The sequence below is a fragment of the Clostridium sp. OF09-36 genome (genome assembly GCF_003481985.1).
In the GTDB taxonomy this organism is placed as follows: Bacteria; Bacillota; Clostridia; order Lachnospirales; family Lachnospiraceae; genus Brotaphodocola.
Genome location: NZ_QUMD01000001.1, coordinates 114870 through 140542, shown reverse-complemented (window position 1 = coordinate 140542; position 25673 = coordinate 114870). Strand labels below are relative to the sequence as shown.

The following is a 25673-nucleotide window of genomic DNA, read 5'->3' as shown; positions in this document are numbered from 1 at the left end:
GAAAAATCTGCTATGCTTCCTTTATAAGAGAAAGGGAGTAGCTGACAGGCTGCCAGCCATGGCAGATGTTTGCAGAACCGTCAGTACGGTTTCGAAGATACGAAACCCGGTTAGTGACTAAGCAGCGAGACTTTCACCGTATAACCAGAACAGGTGCGGTGGGGGCCTCGCTTTTTATATGATAGGAAATTGCGTCCTATCATATAAAAATGCTCCGCGAGGAAGCGCACTCGGCGCAAAGGTAGATGGTTGCTGAAGCAACCGCGCCTCGGCGCGAGAATGTGCCAAGGCACATTCTTTTTTGTTTTCTATTTACAGACCCCACCGACCGGAAAAAGAGGAGGAACGACTATGAAAATGATCATGGAATTGTTATTGCTTGCAGGTGGATTTTTTATGCTCGTGAGGGGAGCGGACTGGTTTGTGGATGGAAGCTCGGGAATTGCAGACCGTTTCGGGGTACCGCAGCTGGTGATCGGTCTGACGATCGTTGCCATGGGAACCAGCGCGCCGGAAGCGGCGGTTAGCACTACGGCAGCGCTGAAGGGGAATGCGGAGATCACCATTGGAAATATTGTGGGGAGTAATATTTTAAATATTCTGATCATTTTGGGCATTACAGCCACGATCACGACGTTAGCTGTGGCAAGATCAACGGTACGGATTGAAATCCCGTATATGATCTTCATCACGGTGGTGCTGCTTTTGGCTGGCATGAGCGGCAATGTTGTAGGACGTGGGGAAGGAGCCATGCTGTGGGTTTTGTTCCTCATCTATCTGGGTTACCTGTTGTACATGGCCATGAATGGAAGGGAAGAGGCGGTAAAAGAGCAGCAAATGGTGCCGCTTTGGCGGATGTTTCTGGGTGCGCTTATTGGACTTTTTCTGATTGTGGCAGGAAGCGACGTGACGGTGAATGCGGCTACGGAAATTGCAAAACTGATGGGAATGAGTGAGCGTTTTATCGGTCTTACCATTGTTGCACTCGGCACGTCCCTGCCGGAACTGTTTACTTCGGTGTCCGCTGCATTAAAAGGAAAAGCCGATATTGCCATCGGAAACATTGTAGGAAGCAATATTTTTAATATTTTGTTTGTAGTTGGAACGGCAGCGCTCATCACACCGGTAAGTTTTCAGCCGAATTTCCGGATGGATACCGTGGTTGCAATCGGAGCGGCTGTGCTGCTTTTTCTTGGAACGTTCCGGAAACAGAAACTCGGCAGAGGCATTGGCATTTTGATGCTTCTGTGCTACACTGCATATTTTGCGTGGTTAATTTTGTAAATTCAAATAAAATGTAAGAAAACCGTCAGGTGCATTTACTTGACGGTTTTTCAGACGGCTTCTATAATGGGACATATATCTGTCGGGGCAGTACGTTCCTGCAAGGAAGGGCGCCTGGCGTACGCTGTGCAGCCGGGAAACTGTTTCGGGCGTGTGTTGACTCGTTTGGGAGGATTATTATGAAAATAAGCTGGAAAAGAAATGCAAAGAGTGCCGTGTTTGCGATTGGGGCTGCTCTTTTATGGCCTGTCAGTGCCTATGCAAATGAAACAACCTTTGTATCTGGGACCTCGGTCAACGGTCTGGGCATCAGCAATATGACTGTAGAGCAGGCGACGCAGCGTGTTGCGGATTTTTACGCTAGTGATTATAAACTTACGATCAGGGAAAAAGGCGGAAAGACGGAAGTGATCACGGGACCGGAAATTGGCTTTTCGGTTGGGCTGCCGGAAGGATATCTGCAGCAGATCCTGGATGAACAGAATGCATCCGGCCGGCTTTCCGGACCAGACGCAGACAATAAGCACCGCACTGAGATGACAGGAAGCTTTGACCAGGCAGCGCTTGATGCAAAGATTGGAAACTTAAATGCCATCAGCGGCAGCAGCATTGTTACAACGGCAGATGCATACGTATCCGGATATCAGGAGGGTCAGCCTTTTACCATCGTCCCGGAAGTACGTGGCAACAACGTGGACCGCGAAAAGACAGCGCAGCTCATCCGCGATGCCGCAGCAAAGGGCGAGACTGAGGTGGACCTGGAAGCAGCAGGCTGCTACTATACACCTTCTGTCACCAAGGATGATGAAGCATTAAAGACGCTCTGTGGCACCATGAACCAGTGCCGGGAGATGACGGTTACCTATACCTTTGGAGAGCAGAGCGAAACACTGGATTCTGCCTCAATCTGTTCCTGGATCACGGGAAGTGCAGAGGGGCAGATCCAGCTTGATATGGAAAAAGTCCGTGCGTATGTGAAGACCCTGGCAGATAAATACGATACTGCCGGGACTGCACGGACCTTCCACACCGCGACGGGAAGAGATGTCAGCGTGAGCGGATCTTTTGGATGGAAGATCGATCAGGCAGCAGAAGCAGATGCGCTTGCCGCAGTCATCCGCACGGCCCAGTCCCAGAGCCGGGAGCCGGTCTATGCGTCTCGTGCAGTGGACCGCAGTGCGGCAGAATGGGGAACGACTTATGTGGAGGCAGATCTGACTGCCCAGCATGTATACATGATCAAAGAAGGAACGGTTGTTTGGGATGCACCTTGTGTCACCGGTAATGTATCGAAAAATTATACGACACCGCCGGGACTCTACAGACTGACCTACAAGCAGCGTGACCGCGTCCTGCGCGGGCAGAAGCAGGCAGACGGCAAATATGAATATGAGACACCGGTATCTTACTGGATGCCGTTTAACGGAGGCATTGGCTTCCACGATGCAAACTGGCGCAGCAAATTTGGCGGGACTATTTACCAGACAAGCGGAAGCCACGGCTGTGTGAACCTGCCGCCGCAGAAGGCAGCAGCACTTTATGATCTGGTTTATACGGGGATTCCGGTCATTTGCTACAATTAAATAAACCTTGAGGTCATGGACATTGTGAGCGTTTACAGTGAAGCATGATCCGGTATCACAGGGACCAGAAGCTTTTGGCCGCGGCATTATTATATAGAAGGAACAGAATTAGATTTATGGAAACAGGAAATCAGCAGGCGGGCTACGGCCGCAGCCGCGGAAAGTGGAATAAAAGGAAACAACAGGAGAGACTGGCACAGAAGGAAAGCCAGAAGCTGGTGGAGCCGCAGAAGCAGCAGAACCAGCAGAGTGCTCCGCTGGGACAGCAGGGACAGGAGCCGGAACGGGAAAATAACGGGAAGAAGATTGCGGTCATAGCCGGTGCGGCAGCGCTGGCAGTAGTAGTTGCAGCCGGAGCCGTCTATGTGGGCCTGGGCCAGAAATATAAGAGGGTCTATTTCCCAAACACGACGATCAACGGGCTGGATGTATCCGGTCTTACTCCGGAGGAAACCAAAGACCGGATCACGGCAGAGACCAGCGGATATACCCTGACATTGCAGGAACGCGGCGGGGCCAGTGAGGTTATAAGCGGAAGCGATATTGGCTTTCACCCGGAATTTGACGGAACCCTGGAGCAGATCTTAAATGACCAGAGTGTTTTTGCATGGGGGTTTCATATTGGAAGGTATGTGGATTACACAATCGACACCATGGCTGTGTTTGATGAAGCGAAGCTTTCTGATGCGGTAGCTGCACTTTCCTGTTTAAAGCCGGAGCAGGCGGTTGAGCCGGAGAATGCCTACATATCGGATTACATTTCCGGGACTGGTTATGAAATCGTGCCGGAGAATGAGGGCGCCAGACCGGACTTGGAGCTGCTCTCATCTGCTGTCCATGAGGCAATCCTGAATTTCCAGGAAACACTTTCCCTGGAGGATGCAGGAGTTTATAAAAAACCGCAGATCACAGCAGACGATGAGGCACTGAATGCAGAGCTTGCGGCATGGAATAAGTATGTGCAGACCCGCGTGACGTACCGGTTTGGCAGTAAGAGTGAGATCCTGGACGGGGAAAAGCTTCATACCTGGCTGGTAAGCGATGGCCAGGGCGGTGTTTCCCTGGATGAGTCAAAAATCAGTGAGTATGTATCCTGGATGGCCCAGAACTATAATACCGCTTATAAACCGAAAACCTTCCGGACCTCCTATGGACAGTCTGTGACCATCAGTAAGAGTGTTTATGGCTGGAAGATCAACCAGAGTGAGGAGGCAGCTGCGCTAAAGCAGATCCTTCTTTCCTGCGAGAGCCAGGAGCGGGAGCCGGTCTACAGCCAGACAGCAGCATCCCACGACGGAAACGATTACGGAACAACCTACGCAGAAATCAATCTGACAGCCCAGCATATGTTTTTTTATAAGGAAGGAAAACTGGTCGTACAGTCTGATTTTGTATCGGGAAATGAATCCCGCGGCTGGAGTACCCCGGCTGGAGTATATCCGCTGACCTACAAGCAGAGAAATGCTACATTAAAGGGCGAAAACTATTCGACCCCGGTATCCTACTGGATGCCGTTCAACGGCGGTATCGGAATGCACGATGCTACTGGCGTTCCAGCTTCGGTGGAAAAATCTACAAAACGAACGGCTCCCATGGCTGTATCAATCTGCCTCCGGCAGTAGCCAAGACCGTTTATGAAAATATTTCTGCTGGAATGCCGGTCATCTGCTACCATTTAGATGGAACCGGGGATGGCAAGACCAGCACAGCGGCCCAGAATGGGGCAGTAGAAAGTAATGCCCAGCAGACTACGGCAGCGCAGACTCCGGCAGAGACGAAGGCGCAGCAGACAGGTGGTACGCAGGCGGCAGAGACAAAGCCGCAATCCCAGAATGGAGGAAGTAGCCAGTCAAAGCCGCAGGAGAGTGCCGCGCAGCCGACTACAGCCGCGCAGGCCCAGCCAGGGGCAGCAGCCCAGCCAACTACGGCCGCAACCCAGCCAGGTGGTTCATCCCAGGCCCAGCCAGGGGCAGCAGCCCAGCAACAGCCGTCGGGCAATACCTCTGGCTCCGGCGGTGCGCAGGCATATCCGGGACAGAATGGTGCGTCCCAGGGCAGTTCCTCCGGAAATTCCCAGTCCGGACCAGGCGGCAGCGCTGGTGGAACACAGAGTACGCCAGGTGCGTCAGGAAACACCCAGGCAGGGCCAGGAAGCACACCGGGTTCCGGAACAAGCGTCTCTCCGTCCCCGGCACAGACTCCGGGACCGGGAGGACAGTAAGACAATCGATACAAAATCCCGTTGCTGGGCACGCATGCGTGAACAGTAACTGGTTTTGACATGGAAAAAGAAAGCAATTGACAAAGCCACAGGCGGGTTGTATGATAAAAAAAGCAAAAAACCATAAGATACGCAAAAAAGAAAGCAAAGAAGCCTTCAACCAAGGGGTTTCTTTGCTTTCTTGATGCACGAGGAGGAAACATTATGAAGAAAAGCGCAAAGAAATTAATGGCAGCCGCTATGGCAGCCCTGATGGCAGCATCCATGACTGCATGCGGCGGCAGCAAGACCGAGACCACTGCAGCAGACACCGCAGCAGCTGAGAGCAAGGCAGATGCAGCAGAGACTACAGCAGCTGGTGAGACCGAGGCAGCAAAAGATGGCGAGAAGAAAGTATTAAAGGTAGCGATGGAGTGTGCATACGCACCGTACAACTGGACCCAGCCGGACGATTCCAACGGTGCCGTTCCGATCGCAGACAGCAACGAGTACGCTTACGGCTACGATGTCATGATGGCAAAGAAGATCTGTGAGGAGTTAGGCTATGATCTCCAGATCGTCCGTCTTGACTGGGATTCTCTGATCCCGGCTATCCAGTCCGGTCAGGTTGACTGCGTCATCGCAGGCCAGTCCATCACCGAGGAGCGTCTGCAGGCCGTTGACTTCTCCGAGCCGTACTACTATGCAACCATCGTTACCCTGGTAAAAGAAGACGGCAAGTACGCAAATGCAACCAGCGTAGCAGACTTAGCTGGCGCAACCTGTACTTCCCAGCAGAGCACGATCTGGTATCAGAACTGCCTGCCGCAGATCCCGGACGCAAACATCCTGGCTGCAACCGCAAGTGCACCGGATATGCTCATGTCCTTAAACGCAGACAAGTGTGACCTCGTTGTAACCGACCAGCCGACCGGTAAAGGCGCTTTGGTTGCTTATCCGAACTTCAAGATGCTTGAGTTTGGCGGCGGCGACAACGACTTCCAGGTAAGCGATGAGGATATCAACATCGGTATCTCCATGAAGAAGGGCAACACCGAGTTAAAAGAAGCCATCGACAGCGTCCTCACCAAGATGACCAAAGATGATTTCTCTGCCATGATGGACGAGGCAATTTCCGTTCAGCCGTTAGCTAACTAGGATTGCGCTTCAAATAAAGCGAATCTAGCGAACGAAGTTATATCATTCCTGCAATGATGCAGGGCTGCAGACGCGTCATTTGGCGCGTCTGTGTAGTTACAGTTATTGAATATTCAGAGGAGAAAGTATTATGCCAACAGACTTTTTCGGCCGTGTAATGGTCGTATTCCAGAGATACGGAATGTCTATGCTGCAGGGTGCAGGAGTCAGCATCCGCATTGCGCTGGTGGGTACCCTGGTGGGCTGCATCATTGGTTTCGCAGTGGGTATTGTGCAGACCATTCCGGTTGAAGCAAAAGACAACCCGGTAAAAAAGGTAGTTTTGTGGATCATTAAGCTGATCATGAACGCCTACGTGGAATTCTTCCGCGGAACCCCGATGATGGCGCAGGCCATGTTTATCTATTATGGTATGCTTCCGCTTTTAGGCTTAAACTTAAGCATGTGGCAGGCAGCCTATTTTATTCTGTCCATCAACACCGGTGCGTACATGGCTGAGACCGTCCGCGGCGGTATCCTTTCCATTGACCCGGGCCAGACTGAGGGCGCAAAGGCCATCGGTATGACCCATGTACAGACCATGCTGTATGTCATTCTGCCGCAGGCACTCAGAAACATCATGCCGCAGATCGGCAACAACCTGATCATCAACATCAAGGACAGCTGCGTGCTTTCCGTCATCGGTGTGGCAGAGCTTCTGTACAAGACGAAATCTGCTGCAGGTGCGCTGTACATGAACTTTGAGACCTACACCATCACCATGATCGTGTACTTTATCATGACCTTTACCTGCTCCCGCATCCTGCGGTGGCTGGAGAACCGCATGGACGGTTCCGACAACTACGATCTGGCAACCACGGATACCCTGGCACACACCAGCGGCATGTACCGTTATGAAGAGAAAAAGAAGGAGGAAGACTAACGATGGCAGAGAATCATGTATTGGAAATTCGTCATTTGAGCAAATCCTTCGGCAAGCATGTAGTCCTGCGTGACATTGACTTTACCGTAGACACCGGCGATGTAACCTGTATCATCGGGGCATCCGGTTCCGGTAAATCCACGCTGCTTCGCTGCATCAACATGCTGGAGACTCCGACCACCGGAGAAATCCTCTATCATGAGAAGGACATCACTGACAAGGGTGTGAATGTTCCGGCATACCGCTCCAAGGTAGGCATGGTGTTCCAGAGTTTTACCTGTTTAACAACCTGACCGTTCTGGAAAACTGCATGATCGGCCAGACCAAGGTGTTAAAGCGTTCTAAGGAAGATGCAAAGGCCATGGCCATGAAATATCTGGAAAAGGTAGGCATGGCGCCCTACATCAATGCGAAGCCGAAGCAGATTTCCGGCGGACAGAAGCAGCGTGTGGCAATCGCCCGCGCCCTGGCTATGGAGCCGGAGGTGCTCTTATTCGATGAGCCGACTTCCGCACTCGACCCGCAGATGGTAGGCGAGGTACTGGCGGTTATGCGTACCCTCGCAAAAGAAGGCATCACCATGATCATTGTAACCCATGAGATGGCCTTTGCCCGTGATGTTTCCAACCATGTGGTATTCATGGCGGACGGAGTCATCGAAGAGGAAGGAAAGCCGGCAGATATCTTCGGCAATCCGCAGAAGGCAAAGACACAGGAGTTCTTGAGCCGGTTTATTCAGGGTTAGGAATTTTGGAATAAAACAAGTAAGGTCTCTTTCATTTCAGGTCCCGGACCAGATTCCTGGTGTTGCAGCGTCGGTTTTCCGCAATTTATCTCAGGAACTTTTGGAAGTGATCTATTATAATCAGGGAGAGCAGGAAGTGGCGAGAGTCCGCAAAGGGATCGGGACAGAAGATGTCAGCGGTGATTATGTGAACTATCCGGAGATTAAGACAGAAAACGTAAATGGGAAATCCGTGACCATGAAGGGGCAGGAAGAAAAAGTCGTGCTTGCCATCTGGAACGATGGGGAGTACAGTTATGCTGTATCTGTTGAGAAATCCATCAGCGTGGATGAAATGACGGAACTAGTTTCTGTGGTCGAATAGGTTGTGTCTGGCATTTGCGCACGACACGAATGGTAACAATGATTGTGTCGTGAAGACATGGAGCTGTTGCCGTAAAATCAAAAAAATGTGAGAAATAAGAAGTTGGGAAATCAGAAAAAATGCAGGACCCGGTCAGACGATCAGGTTCTGCATTTTTTCCTGTTTGAAATAATCTCTTATGTACTGGCGGAGTGCTTGCTCCGGTTTGTTCTGGATCCAGCCCTTCCGGTGGACGAAAGCGATTTTTCTCCAGATCGGCGGATTCATGGAGTAGTATTTGATGTTTTGATGGTCCTTCGCACAGGTTTTGGCAATAAAGGCGATGCCGATTCCCATCTCGACCATGGAGCGGATGGTGATGATGCTGTTTGTCTCGCACATGGTTCGTGGCTGGAACTGGATATCCGCAAAGATCTGTCGGAAAGCACGCGGAGCGTGGATGCTTTTTTCGACAGGATAAAATTATCATTTCGGAAAATACGGGCAAAATCATCCCAGGTGATGGGGGTCTGGTTATTTTCCGTGGCGTAGGGATGAGTTGCTGGAATCCCCAAAAGCACCTCTTCCTGCCCGATGAGCTCCAGCTGATTTTTATCAAAGGATGCAGTATCGTTGAGGGCGATCATGGCACAGTCAATATTTTCATCGAGAATCAGCTTCTGGATGTTGGGAAGATTGGTCTCGGTGATCTCGATCGTGACTTCTGGGAACTCTTTTTTGTATTCCGGAATCAGGGTCGTGAGCATTTTTAAACCAAACAGGGATGTGATCCCAAGTGTGATATGGCTTTTATTATTCAGACTGCGCATCTGATAGTAAAGGTCATTTTTTATGTGAATAACATGTTCAGCTGCCTTGATATAAAGCTTGCCGGCCTCTGTCAGCTCCAGCTTTCCTTTGGCCCGGATGAAGAGTGGAACACCGATTTCCTGCTCCAGCCTTGCAAGGTACTGGCTCAGGGAGGACTGGGAAATATACAGTTCTTCCGCCGCTTTTGTGATGTTCTGTTTTTTAGCAATGGTCAGGATGTAATTCAGATATTTAGTGTCCGTATCGGGTTCCTCCTTTGTATTATGCTCGTGCTCGTGACACAGTCACTCGCTTGCCTCGCCGTTCGCCATAATCATGCAAGCATGCTTCTGGCTCTCTTGCTGCTCGTTACATTATAACGCATCGGATTGTATTTTTTAAAGAAATATTTTGTGAAAATGAAAAATAAGTAAAAATGATGGATTGCATCATTTTTAAATATTGGTCAGAAATTTGTCAATCATTTATAATCAGCTTTGCAAAGAACAAATGTGACTGAATCAGCTTTGCTGAACAGTTACCAATCATGATAGGAAAAAGGAGTAGGGAAGATGAGCTTTAGCAAAACACCTGTTGTAACAGAGATGAAGGTCATTCCGGTAGCTGGCTATGACAGCATGGAAATGACATTAAGTGGAGCACATGCACCATTTTTCACCAGAAACCTCGTTATTTTAAAGGACAGTGCGGGCCACACCGGTATCGGTGAGATCCACGGTGGGGAATATACCTGTGAGTGCCTGACAAACTGCATTCCGCTGGTAGTGGGACAGGAAATCGGAAAGTACCGTTCCGTACTGGGAACCATCCACAGAGGCGGCAAAAAGGCTGCAGAGGATGACGGGGAAGGAATTCAGACTCTGGATATCAGCAAGCTGAAGTTCGTGGTAAAGGCAGAGTGGGCGATCGAGTGCGCGTTCCTGGATCTTCTGGGACAGTATCTGGGCCTGCCGGTGTGCGAGCTTCTTGCGGAAGGAAAGCAGAGAGATAAGGTAGAGACACTGGGCTACCTGTTCTATGTATCTGATCGTCACAAAACCGATCTTCCTTACCTGGATGAGAATAACAGCAGCGATCCGTGGTTCCGCATGAGAAGAAATGAAATGGTAAGCCATGAGCAGATCGTGGAGCAGGCTTGCTGCCTTCAGGAAAAATACGGATTCCGCAACTTCAAGTTAAAAGGCGGTGTATTTGCGGGTGCTTACGAGATGGATACGATCCGCGCACTGAAAAAACAGTTCCCAAATGGCCGTATCAACATTGACCCGAACGGCGCATGGAGCCTGGCAGAAGCCATTGAGCTGTGCAAGGATATGAAAAATGTACTGACTTATGTAGAAGATCCGTGCGGACCGGAGGCAGGTTTCTCCAGCAGAGAAATCATGAGCGAGTTCAAGACCGCTACCGGCCTTCCGGTTGCAACCAATATGATCGCAACCAACTGGAGACAGTTCTACCATGCAGCTTCCCTGAAGGCTGTGGATATCGTACTTGCAGATCCGCATTTCTGGGGATTAGAGGGAAGCCTTCGCATGGCACAGATCTTAAACGACTGGGGTCTTACCTGGGGAAGCCATTCCAACAACCATTTCGATATCACACTGACTACCTTCGCACATGTAGCGGCAGCAGCACCTGGAAAGCCAACCGCACTGGATACTCACTGGATCTGGCAGGATGGACAGGGTCTCTTAGAGGATGCTCCGAAGATCAAAGACGGATATCTGGAGGTTCCGGACCGTCCGGGACTTGGTGTAACCCTGAATATGGACCGTGTTATGGAAGCAAACAAGCTGTACAATCAGATGCCGTCTCATGACCGCGACGATGCTATGGCAATGCAGTATCTGATCCCGAACTGGAAATACGATTCCAAGAAACCGTGTCTCGTTCGCTAAACGCTACAGGTGGAAAAAATCATGAGCTATACCGCACTTGTCGGATTTGTGATGATGATCCTTATCACAGTCCTTTTGCTTAAAAAGAAAGTCAGTACCTGTTCGCATTTACGGGATCATTCCGATCATCGGAGCATTCCTGATCGGATCAAGTGTCAGTGAAATCTGCGATTATGTACTCCACTGCATGTGCGGTATTCCTTTCCGGTGTTATAGCAGGTGTTCTGTCTGAGAGTGGCATGATGGATGCCATGGTACAGTTCCTGATCAATATCATTGCTGTGTGTGCCGCAGGAAATTTATAGCTATGTTTTTGGGGTTGCCAGTTTTCCTGACATTGTATCCACGATCCAGACAAGCACAATGAGTCCCAGAAGAATGGCACCAGCCTGGCTCCAGTTATATTTGTTCATGGCAAAGATCAGCGGAGCTCCGATCCCGCCTGCACCGACCAGGCCAAGCACGGATGCCTCGCGGATATTGACATCGAACCGGTAGAGGATCGCGGAAGCAAATACCGGGGCAATCTGCGGAAAAATGGCGTGACGGATTGCTGCAAGTGGTGCGATTCCCATGGCAAGGAGAGCCCGGTAAGGGCCTAAATCCAGTGCATCCAGACATTCCGTGAAGCGCTTGGTTAAAAGGCCGATGCTGCACATGGCCAGGGTCAGTACTCCGGTGAAAGCGCCAGGACCGGATACCCGGATAAAAATCAGTCCATAAATGAGAAATGGAACCGATCGGATGGCAATCACCAAAAGCTGAAACAATGCACATACCGGCACGGGTGTAAAGCGCCGTGTGCCGAAAAATGCGAGAGGTGCTGCAATCAGTGCACCAATCCCGGTTCCAACAATGGAAATACAGACGGTCTCAATCAAAAGATAGAGAAGGCCGTCTTTTTTCATGGAAAAAAAGAAGCTCCAGTTGGGATGAAGGAAGCCGGACAGCATGTGCTGCAGGTTTCCGGGACTGGTGTGGGAAAAATCCGGCGGGGTTTGTGTGATGAGACAGCAGGCAAATAGAAAAATGAGCGCAAGTGAAAGTAAGCGGAGCATGTATTTGCGGTGCAGTCCGGACGAGGTCTGCAGCAGGAATTCTCTGCGGATCAGGCCGGAGAGCGCGCGGCTTATGGATTCAATCACACATACAGCAAGAAACAGCAGCAGAAGAATGGCTCCGACCTTATGAAATTCCCGCCAGGAAATCTTTTCATTTAAGATCAGACCAATGCCTCCGGCACCTACATAGCCGAGAATGGAACTGTGCCGCACGTTGGTTTCTAGAAGATACAGGGCATTGGTTAAGTAAGAAGGAAGAATTTCCGGCAGTACCGTGTGAAAAAATGCCGGAAATGCGCTGCATCCCATGGAACGGAGTGCCAGGTAAGCGCTTAAGTTGCTGCTGTCTGCGTCCTCGTAAGTGAGTTTTGTCATAATGGCAAAGGTGTAGAGCGTGATCGCAGCGGTTCCGGCAAAGGTTCCGAGTCCAAATAAAAAGGTGGCGATCAGTGCCAGCACAAGCGCCGGGAACGAACGCAGGATCTGGATCACAAAGCGGGTAAACCGGCGGAAAAATGCTGGAAACTGTAAGGCAACAGAACTGGCCGGAGCTGCAAACAGTGCCAGAACCGAGCCGAGGATCGTGCCAGTCACAGACATCTGCAGCGTATAAAAAAGCGGGGCAACAATTTTCGGAAGATAGGAAAAATCCGGACGGATTATATCGGCAGCCAGGTCCGTCAGATGGCTCCGGCGTGCAAAAAAATAAGCCGGATCGCAGCCGGTGAAGGCTGCGGCGGCAAAAAAGACAAAAAGAAAGAGAGACCAGCCCAGAATACGGAAGATGGTTTTTCTTTTGTAATGAAGATTTAGTGTCATGGGTGCTCTCCTCTGAAACGGTTTGTTCTCATTGTTCACGTGGACGTGTCTGGTAACGGTTCGTTTCCCTTTCTATATAGTTTGGCTGTATTTTTCAGTGTTGCATACCGGGAAAACGTCGGCAGGAAATTGCTGATTCTTTCATGTCTCGTTTTTACAGGAATGTTATTCTTGTTCCTGATAGATTTGCTGCAGCATCTCTTTGTCCAGCGCATCGGGCCGGCCGTCGAAAGCAACAGTTCCGTCTTTCAGGCCGATGATGCGACCTGAAAACTCCAGGGAAAATTCCAGGTTGTGGCTGTTCATCAAAACGGTGACACCCTCTGTCTGCTGGATTTCCTTTAAAAGTTCCAGGATCTGTCTGCCGGTGACCGGATCGAGGGAAGCGGCAGGTTCATCGGCAAGAAGTAGCAGCGGGTGGCGCATCAGCGCACGGGCAATGGCAACCCGCTGTTTCTGTCCGCCGGACAGGTTTTTTACAGATTCTTCTGCTTTTTCTTCAAGACCGACCCGCTTTAAAAGCGAGAGCGCTTCGTTCTGTTGTTCTCTGGAATAAAGTCCGATCACTGCAGAAAGAAGGTTCATGTCAGGAAGACAGGCGGTAAGGACATTAGCCAGACAGGTGGAGTTTTCTACAAGACAGAAATCCTGATAGATGGTGCCAATGGAGCGCCGGATCTGCTTTTGCTCCCGCTTAGTTATGGTGGAAACATCGTTTCCGTCGAACAAAAGAGTTCCGGATGTTACCGTATCCATCCCGTTTAAAATGCGGAAAAGCGTGGTTTTTCCGGCGCCGGAAGCGCCAATGACAGAGACAAATTCACCCTGGGAAACGGTAAAAGTTACATTGTTCAGGGCTGTGGTCCCGTTTGGAAATTGTTTTTCTAAGTGTTTGAGTGCGATTTCCATAAAATACCTGCCTGTGGTCTCGTGCGAAATTATTTTGGGGCAAATGCAAAAATCCGCAGGCAGGGCAGCTGCCTGTGCCGTGCGGACTTTGCATATCGTGAAACATTTAGTTTAAGGATTTCAAGAGGTCCTGTGCAGCGCGTTCGCCGTCGTAGTTTGCATCGTCGCCCCATTCATAACCAACCTGGCTGAATACGCTGATGATGTCCTTGCCCTCGTCGGTGTTTGCAATTTCAATGAAGGAATCGCCAAGTGCCTTGCGGAAATCTTCATCCTGCATCAGGTCAGAGTTTTTGCTGTAGGCGATCATATCGTTGTAGATGCCCTCCGTAACGCCGATCACACCGGTCTGGTTCACCATGTCATCGGTGCCGCCGAATTTTTCTTTCCAGTCTGCTGCGTATTTGGTACGGATGTGTCCGTAGGAAACCATGATATCGGCCTGGCCGGAAGCGAGGCGGGAGAGGGAGGTGGTGTAGGAGTCAGACTGAACGGCATTGTCAAGGTCGGCAATGGTCTTGCCGTAACGCTCCTGTAGCCACAGTGCCGGATAAATGTAACCGGATGCGGAGGTCGGTCCCATAACAGCCCAGGTTGCGCTGTTTAAATCGTCCCAGGTCAGTTCCTCACCGTTGTTTACTTTTGCAAGCAGCTCCTGGCCTTTTTCGCTTGGTCCGGCCAGAAGAATGGAGCGGTAGTAGGTGCTCATTTTATCGGTATTTTCCTCAATCGTGCCGTCATTCCAGTCTTTCGGATTTTCAGAATCCTTGTTGATGGCGTAGCGCAGTGCGGTCAGAAGTACATCGCAGTCATCGGAGAACAGTACATAGTTGCCGCCGGAGATAAAGCCGATGTCGGCACTTCCCGCGCTCAAAGCTTCGCCGACCGCAGTGTAGCTGGTACCGACAGTCATGTCGATATCTGATACATCATAACCTTTGGTCAGAAGCGTTTCTTTTAACAGGTTTTCCAGCGGCTCGGTGGCAGTGGTGATGGTATCCGCATCGGCGTAAGGGGAAAAGGCAATCTTTAAAGAATCTACTGCCTTCGGTTCTGTGGCAGATTCTGTCTCAGAGGAAGCTTCGGCAGAAGAATCGGAAGAAGTTTCAGCAGAGGAATCTGCGGAAGCTGCTGCTTCAGAAGCAGCCGGTGCATCCGTCTTGGAAGAACAACCGGTGATAAGACCCAGGCAGAGCGCCAGGGAAAGAGCTGGTACAACAAATTTTCTCATAATACTACCTCCATGGCCCGTTTCGGGCAGAATAAATTTTCGTGTAGCTGCCGTGAAAAATGTGGTTGCTGTTCGCAGCAGTTACGGGATTCTGCTGAAAGGGTTCGAAAAGGTACAAAAAAAGCATGCCACAGCATGCCTGAACATGACTTTCAGACAGAATGCTGACAGCCTGTATCTGGGCAGAGTACAAGCTGGGGACGGTCGATCCTTTCTGGGATCCTCTCAGCCCGGAACACGGACTCCCTCGCAATCTGGTTTTCGTCATCGCAGTAATTTTTCTGATCGTAGTGTCAGGGCGCTCCCCCTCACACTGCATTCCGTTAACCGATTAGGATTGTACCACAGGAATGTGGAAATGGCAAGAATGGAAAATTGTGCAGGATTGCTGTGAGCGACCGTTACGGATAAAGAAAAATACGGCTGAAGGATGAAAATTCCGTAATGAAAGCGTAAGGAAGTAGTAAGTGCACCGTTCTTGCGCAAGGGGGCATGTTTTGTATAATGAAATTAGAAGAAAGTAATTGGAAATTGGAAGGAGGCGGCACGATGAAGCAGACAAAACATATCTGGTGGACATTTTCCGTGTGGGAAGCAGATGCGCTCCGGCAGTATCTGGAACAGCTGGCACAGGAAGGATGGTATCCGGAGAGCATTGGCGGGGGAGGTATGAAATGTTACCGTGCAGACCCGGAAAAACGACGTTATGCCGCGGTTTTGGCGCCAAAGACTTCTGTGCTTACCGGTGCAGATTCCTGGGACGCCGGAAAATTCCGGGAGCGCTGTGAGGCAGCCGGATGGAAATTCCAGTGCAGCGGCATCAACTGGCAGATTTTTTATACCACGGATGAGACATTGGAACGAACCGAAGAGATGAGCGATGCGAATCAGTTTTTGATTCAGAAAACGCTGGCATTTGGCTGGTCGACCCGGATTTTATATCCGCTGATCGTAGTGCTGCAGGGGTGGTTATTGTATCAGGGTCTGCGATATCCCGCAGAAACGATGGCGGATCCCTGGAGCATGTTTTCCGGTGCGGTGTGCCTGCTGTTGATCTTTTCTTATGGCATTCCCTATCTACAGCTGATTCGTTGGGTAAGAAGCAGTGAACATGCGTTAAGAGAACGCGGAAAACTTCCGGTCATAGATCTGAAACGCAGGATGAAGTCCAAGAAGCGTATGGCAGCTCTGCTGTTTGGCATAATCCTCCTTTTCCTTATTCTGGCTTTTTCAACTTCAGTCCACTTGCTTGTGACGGTATTAACCTCCAGCCTGATCCTATGCGGAAGTGCATGTTTGGTATTAAGCTGGATCCGGAAACATGGAAGCGGAGATCAGAGAGAAAACTGGATCGGATATCTGGTCGGGGTGACTGCGATCTGCATGATCCTGGTTCCACTGTCCGGAGCCCTGACCGGGCATTTGATCGGGAATGAAGAAGAAAGTACAAACGTAAAGCAGACGGTATTTGCCACCTGGCAGAGCAATACGGTTCAGGCTGACAAAGCCGGGAATCCGGTAGTTGTGAATGTTTATAAAAGCCGGATTCCGTGGATCATACAAAAGACCAGACAGAATTACCCGAAAGATCTGACAAAACTGTGGGATTGCAGGGAAGTGGAGGTGCCAGAGGTATTGAGCGCGTTGCCGGATGGGGCGCAGGTTTCCTGGTATCGTTATTATATACGGAATGAGACAGAAAACGGGAATGCGGAAAACCAAAGTGCTGAGAATCAAAATGTCAAGAATCAAGCAGCAGAAAGCGAAGATGCAAGAAGTGCAGACACAAAAAGCGGAGAAGTCATAGCGGCAGATGAGCGGACTGCACAGGAATTACAGAAGGAACAGGACGCAATAAAGACTGCAGAAGCGGCTGCCACAGAGGCGTATATTGCGTTGGATGAAGTGGTCCTGAGCGATGAGAACCGCCTGGTGATCCTGGATTATGGCGGCGGAACGGATGCAGACGGAGTGGAAGAAGCGGTACAGGGATTTCTGGAACCGGTATTGAAGTAGAAACGTATTAATCTATGTCGTTACCGGCCGGCACACATAAAAAATCCATATTTTCTTTCGTACACTGTCCTGGTGTGATCCGTTTTCCGGTTTTGGGGCAGAAAAAGTCACTGTTTGCTTCCAGCGTGATGACATCGCCTGCCTGAAAGGTTCCATCGGTACAGGATTTTGTAACAGAATAAAAAGCACCGGGAGTCAGGGAAAGTTGTTTTATGGTGTTGCGCAGCAGTGTTCCTTTTTCAAAAAGCTCCTCCCATGACAGTAATTTGTCACTGTATTTTTCTGAATTTTTATGATTGGTTACAGATGGATTTCGTTTCATGGTCTGTTCCTTTTCTTGAATTTATCCTACTTTATCATACTTTATACTACTTAGCAATATCGAATCCTCCAACATGCTATAGTCAAAAAAGTTTACGGAATCCGTAGACAATACAAAAGAAGAAGGAGGATAACGGAATGAGGCCGTTAAAGGGAAAAGTCAGTATCACACTGGATAGTGACGTTATTCAGATTATCAGAGATTACGCAGAGGAGGATGACCGGTCGTTTAGTCAGTATATCAATATGGTGTTGAAAGAATATATCAACAGGCAAGGCAGGACTGCATTAACAAAGTCTTGAGCTTGCCTGTTTTTATTATACAACGAAACTATGATATAGCAAGGTGAAATGGCAATATTATCCGATTATAAACAATAACAATATCTCACAGTAAACACAAATGGGCCGGAAGGTTCCGTCCCCGCCGAATGGCGGGGACGAAACCTTTCGGCCCTCGTTCGTTACTGTGCGATATTGTTATTTGATTTTGTCTCCGAGTATCCGTATCCAGTAGTCGCGTGTCTCAGCGACAACAACACCGCTGAGTGCCAGCAGTGCGATCAGGTTCGGCAGTGCCATCAGCGCATTGAAGATATCGGCGATGGTCCACACGGCTTCTACGGTCATGAACGGTCCGATAAAAATAGCCAGGATATACAGGAAACGGTATGCCATGACGGCGTTTTTGCTTCCGTTTGAGAGGTACTCCAGGCAGCGTTCTCCGTAGTAGTTCCAACCGATGATGGTGGTGAATGCGAAGAAGATCAGGCACATCATCAGGAGAAATGCGGAAAACTGCGGCGGGACCGGAAGTCCCTGCTGGAATGCGCGTGTGGTTACGGCAACACCTTCCAGTCCGACGGTATGGGAACCGGTCAGGACGATGCAAAGACCAGTCATGGTACACACGATAATGGTATCGATAAAGGTTCCGGTCATGGTAACCAGACCCTGGCGGGCCGGTTCTTTGGTCTGTGCTGCAGCTGCAGCGATCGGAGCGCTTCCGAGTCCGGCTTCATTGGAGAAGATACCGCGGGCGATCCCCTTTTGCATGGCAACAAGAATCGCGCCAAGTGCACCGCCGGCAGCGGCCCGAAGTCCAAACGCACTCTGGATGATCTCGGCAAATGCAGCCGGAATGCGGGAAGCATTCAGAACCAGAATAACGACGCAGGATGCAATGTAGAAAACTGCCATAAACGGTACTACAATAGAAGAAACACTTGCGATACGCTGAATGCCGCCAAGCACGACCAGAGCCACGCAGATGGTTAAAATGATGCCGGTTGCGATAACGGCGATGCTGTAATCGTGCCCGAAGAGATTGATCACGTGCACATTATTTTTATCGAAAAAGTCTCCGGCAGCGGCAGTGATGCCGTTTACCTGGGTGAAGGTACCGATTCCGAGAAGGCCGACACCGGCACCAAAGAATGCGAAAATCTTACCAAGCCAGCGCCAGTTTTGGCCCATTCCGTTTTCAATATAGTAGAACGGTCCGCCGAGTACATGCCCGCTTTCATCGACAACACGGTATTTGATGGCGAGAACGCCCTCGGAATATTTGGTTGCCATGCCGAATAAGGCTGCGATCCACATCCAGAACAGGGCACCTGCGCCGCCTGCAACGAGGGCGGTTGCGACGCCGACGATGTTGCCGGTACCGATGGTTGCGGACAAGGCGGTACAGAGGGCTGCAAAGCTGCTGACCTCACCGTGGCCTTCGCCTTCATTCTGGAACATGTACTTACAGGCCATGCCCAGCTTGTGGAACTGGATGCCGCGCAGGCGGACCGTCAAAAAGATTCCGGTTGCCAGAATCAGAACGATCAGGGGGACGCCCCATACAAAGCCATCCAGCCAGTTCAGAAACTTACTTACATTAGTTAACATAATACTCACTCTTTCTCCCTTAGGGGTTTTGTTTGATAGAAGCTCTGGGGGAAGAAAACCGGAAGAAAACCAGTTTTTGGTAAACAAAAAAGGAAGTATTCCAACTGCGTGACTGCAGGTGAAAAACTCCCTCTAAAGAGTGTGGAAAGACGGATGCATTGCTGCATCATGTGCTCTGTCCTTTTGCCTGAGAGATTGGCACGTTTCGTGCTGTACACCTTCGGCGCTCCATACATGAGACTCTCCAGAGTTTGCTTCTTGCAAAGAAGCATAGACGATTTGCTTTAGAAATGCAAGTGTATTTTCAAAAAACAGGAAAAGTCTTTGAAAAAATACAATTTTATAAAGTACTGCTTGCATATACTTATAAGAAATGTGTATAATAGAAGTTCTAGGGCATTTAGGCCCTTACATGAAAGAGGAAAACGTATGAACAACGAAAAAGATTTTTTGGGGACAGAGCCCATCGGAAAACTGCTCCGATCTCTGGCTATTCCGACCATTACGGCACAGCTGATCAACATGCTGTATAATATTGTAGATCGTATTTACATCGGTCACATTCCGGAATCCGGCGCACTGGCCTTGACCGGAGTCGGAGTCTGCATGCCACTCATTATGATCGTTTCGGCATTTGCGGCCTGGTGGGAAGCGGAGGTGCCCCGCGTGCTTCCATCCACATGGGAAAGCAGGATTATGATCAGGCAGAGAAAATTTTAGGGAACTGTTTTACGCTTCAGGTGGTAATTTCCGTGATCCTGACAGCGATTCTGTTTTTATTTAACCGGAACCTGCTTCTGGCTTTCGGTGCCAGCGAGAACACGATAGGGTATGCAGTCAGCTATATGAATCTGTATTCCCTGGGAACGATTTTTGTGCAGCTGACACTCGGTATGAATATGTTTATCACAGCCCAGGGCTTTGCAAAAACCGGCATGCTTTCCGTACTTATCGGTGCAGTTACAAACATTGTCCTGGATCCGGTATTTATCTTTGGAATGCATATGGGAGTCCGTGGAGCGGCACTTGCAACAGTCATTTCCCAGGCGGTTTCCACGGTCTGGGTTCTGGCGTTTTTAACCGGAAAAAAGACACGCTTAAAGATTCGTTTTAGTACAATGGGACTGAATCCATCCATCATTCTGCCATGTGTGGCTCTGGGTGCAGCGACCTTCGTTATGCAGTCCAGTGAGAGTGTGATTTCAGTCTGCTTTAACTCCTCTCTGTTAAAATACGGCGGTGATATTGCAGTCGGCGCCATGACCATTTTAACCAGTGCCATGCAGTTTGCGATGCTTCCGCTGCAGGGACTTGGTCAGGGTGCCCAGCCGATCATCAGCTACAATTACGGCGCACGGAATGCAGAGCGTGTAAAGGGCGCGTTTAAGCTTCTGTTAAAGGTAAGCCTGACCTATTCGGTCCTGATCTGGCTGTTTGTGGAGCTGGTTCCGCAGGCCTTTGCAGGGATGTTTACTGCGGATGCAGAGCTTCTTGCATTTACGTCCCGCGCACTCCGCATCTACATGGGCTGCATCTTTATGTTTGGCATTCAGATCGCCTGCCAGATGACATTTACCTCCATTGGCTTTGCAAAGGAATCAATCGTTGTGGCAGTAACCAGAAAGTTTATCTTGCTGCTTCCGCTGATCTATATCCTCCCGCATGTGCTGGCAGGCAACCAGACTATGGCGGTTTATACGGCAGAACCGGTTGCAGATTTCCTGGCAGTATCGTTTACGATACTCTTATTCAGACGGCAGTTTAAGAAGGCTTTGAGTACGCTTGTGTAGGAAAATTCCTATCTGCAACAGAGGCAGGAACGGAAGCGAAATGGTGCGATGCATCGCTGCATTTGAGCCAAAAAACAGTAACAAGGTGGCATATTTCGTCAAAAACGCGGCGGAATGTGCCACCTTTGTAGTTACAAAAAATATTGCGTGCTATAGTGTTTCCAACAGAAAATGGCATAGAGCCAGAGGGGATACTTACTTATGGATCTTGGAACATTTTATGAGAAACACAAGCAGTTTTACTATTGGTTTTTATATCGGAAATTGAAAAATACCGGGCTGCCGTACCATGCGGAAGACATCATTCATGATGCAGTTGTAGCCATTATCGCGAATGAAAAACATCTGGAAATCTTCGAAAATCTGACAGAAAAACAGGCGAAACAATATTTTAAAACGTGTCTGGTCAACCGGCTGATCGATACCATACGGCAGGAAAAACGAAAGCGGGAGCAGTTAGAAGAGCTGGAACGGACAGAAAGAAGCGAGCTTAGAGAGGAGACCAGTGCATGCAGCATGGAAAATGCAGTCATCGAAAAGCTGAATCTGGAAAGCTGTGCACCTGGTGTCCTATGTCTTTTTAGCAGCAAGGAAATGGAACTGATCCGGCTTGTCTTTTTGCAGGAGCTTCCTTACCGGGAGGTGGCAAGAATAGACCGTGTGAGGGAAAGCGCCATTGCTATGCGGGTGGTCAGACTTCGAAAAAAGATATGGAAAATCTGCCTGAAACAGCATGTTTTTGATGAATTTGTGGAAAAACGAATAAAAACGCTGCCAATTGGTTCATAAATTAAAATTTTGGACTTGCCAAGCAAAAAAACTTGTGTTATTATGATGTCAATTTTCAGAGGAACACTTCTGAAAGAAAACCAAACAAATGGCAGTGAAGGAGACTCTTGCCAGCAGGACTTCGACAGGAAGAGGGCGTCACCGACTGAGAGCGCCGTCAGGTTGGACTCTGGCTCACAGGGAACACTCCGGAGCCGGTATTTCGAAAGACATAGACTGTTAAACGGTTCAAGTTGCCAGTCATGTGCGTAGGGGTATCCGTAGGACACACGTTACGTGTCTTAAAAGAGTGGAGCCGCTTTCGTTCAAAGGGGAAAGAAAGTCAGGTCTCAATGCGGGTGGTACCGCGGAACATAACAAAATCATAGTGTCCCGTCCCGGAATATGTAACAGTATTCCGCGACGGGATTTTTTGTGTTACATATCAGAAATTCACCAACGTGTATTTCCTGATAGTTTCCCAAAATTCCTTCCGGAATACAGAACCACCACATTCAGGTAAGGAGAGAACAGCATGGAATTTTTAACAGGTGTAAAGGAAAAGGAAACCATCGGAATCAGCGAAATCTTAAGCGGAGATTATGTCGGAAAGGTCGTAAAAATGAACGGTGCAGTCCACAACATCCGTGATATGGGTGAGTTTGCATTTGTTATTTTGCGCAAGGCAGAAGGTCTGGTGCAGTGTGTGTATGAGGAACGAAAAACCGACTTCGATCTAAAAGAACTGAAGGAAGAATCCGCTGTGGAAGTGACCGGTGTGGTTACTTTGGAGGAGCGTGCCCCGCAGGGATTTGAACTCCGTCTTACCGGTATCCGGGTATTGTCCCAGCCGTCCGAGGTTATGCCGATCGCCATCAACAAATGGAAGATGAATACCTCCTTAGAGACACGTTTAAGTCTTCGTCCGGTATCCTTAAGAAATGTCCGCGAACGTGCAAAATTCAAAGTTCAGGAAGGCATTGTACGCGCTTTCCGTGAGTTTTTGTCCAGTCAGGGATTCACCGAAGTGCATACCCCGAAGATCGTATCCCGCGGCGCAGAGGGCGGCGCAAACGTCTTTAAATTAAACTACTTCAACAAAAAAGCAGAGCTTGGACAGAGTCCGCAGTTCTACAAACAGATGATGGTCGGCGTGTTTGACCGTGTATTTGAGGTGGCTCCGGTGTTCCGTGCCGAGAAGCACAACACCACCCGTCATTTAAACGAATATATCGGACTGGATTTTGAGATGGGCTATATCGACAGCTTTGAAGATGTCATGGCGATGGAGACCGGATTCTTAAAATATACCATGGAGCTGTTAAAGAAAGATTATAAGAAAGAGCTGGACATGCTTGACATCGATCTTCCATCCATCACCCAGATCCCGCAGGTCCGTTTCGATGAGGCAAAGCAGCTGGTATCGGAAAAATATAACCGGAAGATCCGCAACCCATTCGACTTAGAGCCAGAGGAGGAAGTGCTGATCGGCCGTTATTTCAAGGAAGAGTACGACAGCGATTTCGTGTTTGTCACCCATTATCCATCGAAAAAACGTCCGTTTTACGCCATGGATGACCCGGCAGATGAGCGTTTCACCTTAAGTTTTGACCTGCTGTATAAGGGTCTGGAAATCACCACCGGAGGTCAGCGTATCCACGATTACCAGATGATCCTGGAGAAGATGGCGAAGCGCGGAATGGACCCGGAAGACATCAAGGATTACCTGATGATCTTCAAATATGGCATGCCGCCGCACGGTGGTCTTGGCATCGGCTTAGAGCGTTTGACCATGCGCCTGTTAGACGAGCAGAATGTACGTGAGACTTCATTGTTCCCGCGTGACGTGACCAGACTGGAACCGTAATCAGCGTAATCAGTTTTGAAAAACGCAGTGGCAAGGCGATAAAAATGGAAGTTTCTGTGACAGTGCCGGTGCAAACGAAAAATACCATGGCAGTTGGAGAAACAGACAGGGTGCCGGTGCAACCTGGAAACCGGCAGGAAAGGATTGAAAATATGGCAAATATCATCAGCGATGAAACCATCGAATATGTAGGAATTCTGGCAAAACTGGAACTCTCGGACGAAGAAAAAGAGGCTGCAAAACAGGATATGGGCCGGATGTTAGACTATATTGACAAGTTAAACGAACTGGATACGACCGGAGTCGAGCCGATGTCGCATGTATTTCCGGTGACAAATGTGTTCCGGGAAGATGTGGTAACCAATGGAGATGAGCGGGATAAGATCCTGCTGAATGCGCCGGAGCAGAAGGATGGAGCGTTTAAGGTTCCGAAGACGGTAGAATAAAGGGAGGAAACGACGTGAGTATCTTAGATTTAACAGCGGTAGAGCTTGGAAAAAAGATCAAATCCGGCGAGATTACGGCAGTGGAAGCCACAAAGGCAGCCCTTGTGCAGATCAGGCACTGGAGCCGGTATTAAATTGTTATGTGACCGTAGATGAGGAAGGTGCGTTAAAGCGTGCCGGAGAAGTGCAGAAGCAGATTGAAGACGGAACATTGACCGGCCCGCTTGCCGGTGTTCCGATTGCTATTAAGGATAATATGTGTACAGAGGGCCTGCTGACAACCTGCAGTTCCAAAATTCTGGATAACTTCAAGCCGACTTACACGGCCGAGGCAGTAAAAAACCTGGAGGCAGCAGGTGCTATCATTCTTGGTAAGACAAACATGGATGAGTTTGCCATGGGAAGCACCACCGAGACTTCTGCTTACGGCGAGACGAAAAACCCGTGGAACCCGGAACATGTGCCGGGCGGTTCCTCCGGTGGTTCCTGTGCGGCAGTGGCAGCAAATGAGTGCTTCTTCGCATTGGGCTCCGATACCGGCGGTTCCATCCGCCAGCCGAGTTCTTTCTGCGGTGTCACCGGCATCAAGCCAACCTACGGAACCGTTTCCCGTTATGGCCTGATTGCCTATGGTTCTTCCCTGGACCAGATCGGACCGGTCGCAAAGGATGTGACGGACTGTGCTACGATCCTGGAAGCAATTTCTTCCTATGATAAGAAGGACAGCACTTCCATGAAACGAGAGGACTGCGATTTTACCTCTGCCCTGGTGGACGATGTAAAGGGCATGCGCATCGGCATCCCGCGTGATTACTTTGGCGAGGGCCTGGATCCGGAAGTGAAGGATGCCATCTTAAAGGCAGCAAAGGTTCTGGAAGAGAAGGGCGCTATTGTCGAAGAGTTTGACTTAAGCCTGGTGGAATACGCCATTCCGGCTTACTATGTCATCGCTTCCGCAGAAGCAAGCTCCAATTTATCCCGTTTCGATGGTGTAAAATACGGACACCGTGCAAAGGAATACGAGGGTCTTCACAACATGTACAAAAAGAGCCGTTCCGAGGGCTTTGGCCCGGAGGTAAAACGCCGTATCATGCTTGGTTCCTTCGTTTTAAGCAGCGGCTATTACGATGCTTACTATTTAAAGGCACTCCGCACCAAGGCGCTCATTAAGAAAGCCTTCGATCAGGCCTTTGAAAAATACGATGTCATTTTAGGACCGGCGGCACCGACCACCGCGCCGAAGTTAGGCGAGTCCTTAAGTGATCCGCTTCAGATGTATCTAGGTGATATCTATACCATTTCCGTAAACCTGGCAGGACTTCCGGGCATGACCATTCCCTGCGGAAAAGATTCCAAGGGACTGCCGATCGGTCTGCAGCTGATTGGAGACTGCTTCAAGGAAAAGAACATCATCCGCGCCGGTTATGCGTATGAATGCAGCAGAAGCTACGAAACACCGGAACTGGCAAAAGCGGCAGAAGCGAAGCTGGATGGAGAGCCAGTCATGGCGAAAGCGGCAGAAGCGAAGCTGGATGGAGAGCCAGTCATGGCGAAAGAGGCAGAAGCGAAGCAGGACAGAGAGCCG

General features: G+C 49.6%; 20 protein-coding genes, 4 pseudogenes and 1 riboswitch. Of the genes and pseudogenes, 18 read left to right on the top strand and 6 right to left on the bottom strand.

What is annotated here, in order from left to right; all coding sequences use genetic code 11:
* Positions 1–351: 351 nt before the first annotated feature.
* From DXA97_RS00635 to DXA97_RS00600, 8 genes and pseudogenes are all read left to right on the top strand, one after another.
* Positions 352–1284, top strand: a complete 933-nt coding sequence (locus DXA97_RS00635; protein WP_118718207.1) for a calcium/sodium antiporter — start codon at positions 352–354, stop codon at positions 1282–1284.
* Positions 1285–1463: 179 nt separating this feature from the next.
* Positions 1464–2867 carry a L,D-transpeptidase family protein gene (locus DXA97_RS00630; RefSeq protein ID WP_118718206.1) on the top strand — a complete coding sequence of 468 codons (1404 nt, stop codon included), beginning with the start codon at positions 1464–1466 and terminating at the stop codon, positions 2865–2867.
* A gap of 116 nt (positions 2868–2983) precedes the next feature.
* Positions 2984–4489: a L,D-transpeptidase family protein gene (locus DXA97_RS00625; protein ID WP_182436753.1), complete on the top strand. Its 1506-nt coding sequence runs from the start codon at positions 2984–2986 to the stop codon at positions 4487–4489.
* A gap of 32 nt (positions 4490–4521) precedes the next feature.
* Positions 4522–5088, top strand: coding sequence for a hypothetical protein (locus DXA97_RS00620; RefSeq protein ID WP_182436752.1), 567 nt, complete (start codon positions 4522–4524; stop codon positions 5086–5088).
* Between the two features lie 204 nt (positions 5089–5292).
* Positions 5293–6225 carry a transporter substrate-binding domain-containing protein gene (locus DXA97_RS00615; RefSeq protein WP_118718203.1) on the top strand — a complete coding sequence of 311 codons (933 nt, stop codon included), beginning with the start codon at positions 5293–5295 and terminating at the stop codon, positions 6223–6225.
* Positions 6226–6355: 130 nt separating this feature from the next.
* Positions 6356–7147, top strand: coding sequence for an amino acid ABC transporter permease (locus DXA97_RS00610; protein WP_118541510.1), 792 nt, complete (start codon positions 6356–6358; stop codon positions 7145–7147).
* 2 nt (positions 7148–7149) lie between these two features.
* A pseudogene (locus DXA97_RS00605) lies at positions 7150–7892 on the top strand (amino acid ABC transporter ATP-binding protein).
* A 106-nt stretch (positions 7893–7998) separates the two neighbouring features.
* The gene (locus DXA97_RS00600; protein ID WP_118718202.1) at positions 7999–8256 is read left to right on the top strand and encodes a hypothetical protein; all 258 of its coding nucleotides are present in this window, start codon (positions 7999–8001) and stop codon (positions 8254–8256) included.
* Between the two features lie 132 nt (positions 8257–8388).
* Here the strand turns inward: DXA97_RS00600 and DXA97_RS00595 are convergent.
* Positions 8389–9002, bottom strand: a pseudogene (locus DXA97_RS00595) (LysR family transcriptional regulator substrate-binding protein).
* Between the two features lie 36 nt (positions 9003–9038).
* Between DXA97_RS00595 and DXA97_RS21760 the strand changes: the two are divergent.
* The 3 genes from DXA97_RS21760 (at position 9039) to DXA97_RS19950 (ending at position 11269) form a co-directional block, all read left to right on the top strand.
* Positions 9039–9425, top strand: coding sequence for a hypothetical protein (locus DXA97_RS21760; protein ID WP_347561416.1), 387 nt, complete (start codon positions 9039–9041; stop codon positions 9423–9425).
* Between the two features lie 192 nt (positions 9426–9617).
* Complete coding sequence (locus tag DXA97_RS00590; protein ID WP_118718201.1) at positions 9618–10964, top strand: enolase C-terminal domain-like protein; 1347 nt, start codon at positions 9618–9620, stop codon at positions 10962–10964.
* A gap of 158 nt (positions 10965–11122) precedes the next feature.
* A complete protein-coding gene (locus DXA97_RS19950; RefSeq protein ID WP_182436751.1) occupies positions 11123–11269 on the top strand; it encodes a hypothetical protein in 147 nt (48 codons plus the stop codon).
* On the opposite strand, the gene phnE is transcribed toward DXA97_RS19950, so the two are convergent.
* The 3 genes from phnE to DXA97_RS00575 form a co-directional block, all read right to left on the bottom strand.
* Positions 11270–12844, bottom strand: a complete 1575-nt coding sequence (gene phnE / locus DXA97_RS00585; RefSeq protein ID WP_118718200.1) for a phosphonate ABC transporter, permease protein PhnE — start codon at positions 12842–12844, stop codon at positions 11270–11272. It lies immediately after the preceding gene.
* Positions 12845–13009: 165 nt separating this feature from the next.
* Positions 13010–13753, bottom strand: coding sequence for a phosphonate ABC transporter ATP-binding protein (phnC, locus tag DXA97_RS00580; protein WP_118718199.1), 744 nt, complete (start codon positions 13751–13753; stop codon positions 13010–13012).
* A 106-nt stretch (positions 13754–13859) separates the two neighbouring features.
* Complete coding sequence (locus tag DXA97_RS00575) at positions 13860–14984, bottom strand: PhnD/SsuA/transferrin family substrate-binding protein (RefSeq protein ID WP_118718198.1); 1125 nt, start codon at positions 14982–14984, stop codon at positions 13860–13862.
* Between the two features lie 549 nt (positions 14985–15533).
* Between DXA97_RS00575 and DXA97_RS00570 the strand changes: the two genes are divergently transcribed.
* Entirely contained in the window at positions 15534–17000 is a 1467-nt protein-coding gene (locus DXA97_RS00570) for a DUF2812 domain-containing protein (RefSeq protein ID WP_182436750.1), read from the top strand.
* Between the two features lie 7 nt (positions 17001–17007).
* Here DXA97_RS00570 and DXA97_RS00565 read toward each other — a convergent pair whose 3' ends face one another.
* Entirely contained in the window at positions 17008–17322 is a 315-nt protein-coding gene (locus tag DXA97_RS00565) for a hypothetical protein (protein WP_118718196.1), read from the bottom strand.
* A 137-nt stretch (positions 17323–17459) separates the two neighbouring features.
* Between DXA97_RS00565 and DXA97_RS00560 the strand changes: the two genes are divergently transcribed.
* Positions 17460–17624 (top strand): toxin-antitoxin system protein, encoded by a 165-nt coding sequence (locus DXA97_RS00560; RefSeq protein WP_118718195.1) that lies wholly within the window; start codon positions 17460–17462, stop codon positions 17622–17624.
* A gap of 177 nt (positions 17625–17801) precedes the next feature.
* On the opposite strand, the gene DXA97_RS00555 is transcribed toward DXA97_RS00560, so the two are convergent.
* The gene (locus DXA97_RS00555) at positions 17802–19217 is read right to left on the bottom strand and encodes a sodium:alanine symporter family protein (RefSeq protein WP_118718194.1); all 1416 of its coding nucleotides are present in this window, start codon (positions 19215–19217) and stop codon (positions 17802–17804) included.
* A gap of 165 nt (positions 19218–19382) precedes the next feature.
* Positions 19383–19475, bottom strand: a riboswitch (glycine riboswitch).
* 171 nt (positions 19476–19646) lie between these two features.
* Between DXA97_RS00555 and DXA97_RS00550 the strand changes: the two are divergent.
* The 5 genes and pseudogenes from DXA97_RS00550 to gatA all read left to right on the top strand — a co-directional run.
* Positions 19647–21007: pseudogene (locus DXA97_RS00550) on the top strand (MATE family efflux transporter).
* Between the two features lie 201 nt (positions 21008–21208).
* The gene (locus DXA97_RS00545) at positions 21209–21796 is read left to right on the top strand and encodes a sigma-70 family RNA polymerase sigma factor (RefSeq protein WP_118718193.1); all 588 of its coding nucleotides are present in this window, start codon (positions 21209–21211) and stop codon (positions 21794–21796) included.
* Positions 21797–22310: 514 nt separating this feature from the next.
* Positions 22311–23642 carry an aspartate--tRNA(Asn) ligase gene (aspS, locus tag DXA97_RS00540; RefSeq protein WP_118718192.1) on the top strand — a complete coding sequence of 444 codons (1332 nt, stop codon included), beginning with the start codon at positions 22311–22313 and terminating at the stop codon, positions 23640–23642.
* Between the two features lie 152 nt (positions 23643–23794).
* Positions 23795–24088 (top strand): Asp-tRNA(Asn)/Glu-tRNA(Gln) amidotransferase subunit GatC, encoded by a 294-nt coding sequence (gatC, locus tag DXA97_RS00535; protein WP_118541725.1) that lies wholly within the window; start codon positions 23795–23797, stop codon positions 24086–24088.
* 14 nt (positions 24089–24102) lie between these two features.
* Positions 24103–25541 (top strand): annotated as a pseudogene (gatA, locus tag DXA97_RS00530) (Asp-tRNA(Asn)/Glu-tRNA(Gln) amidotransferase subunit GatA); the annotation flags it as partial.
* Positions 25542–25673 lie beyond the last annotated feature (132 nt).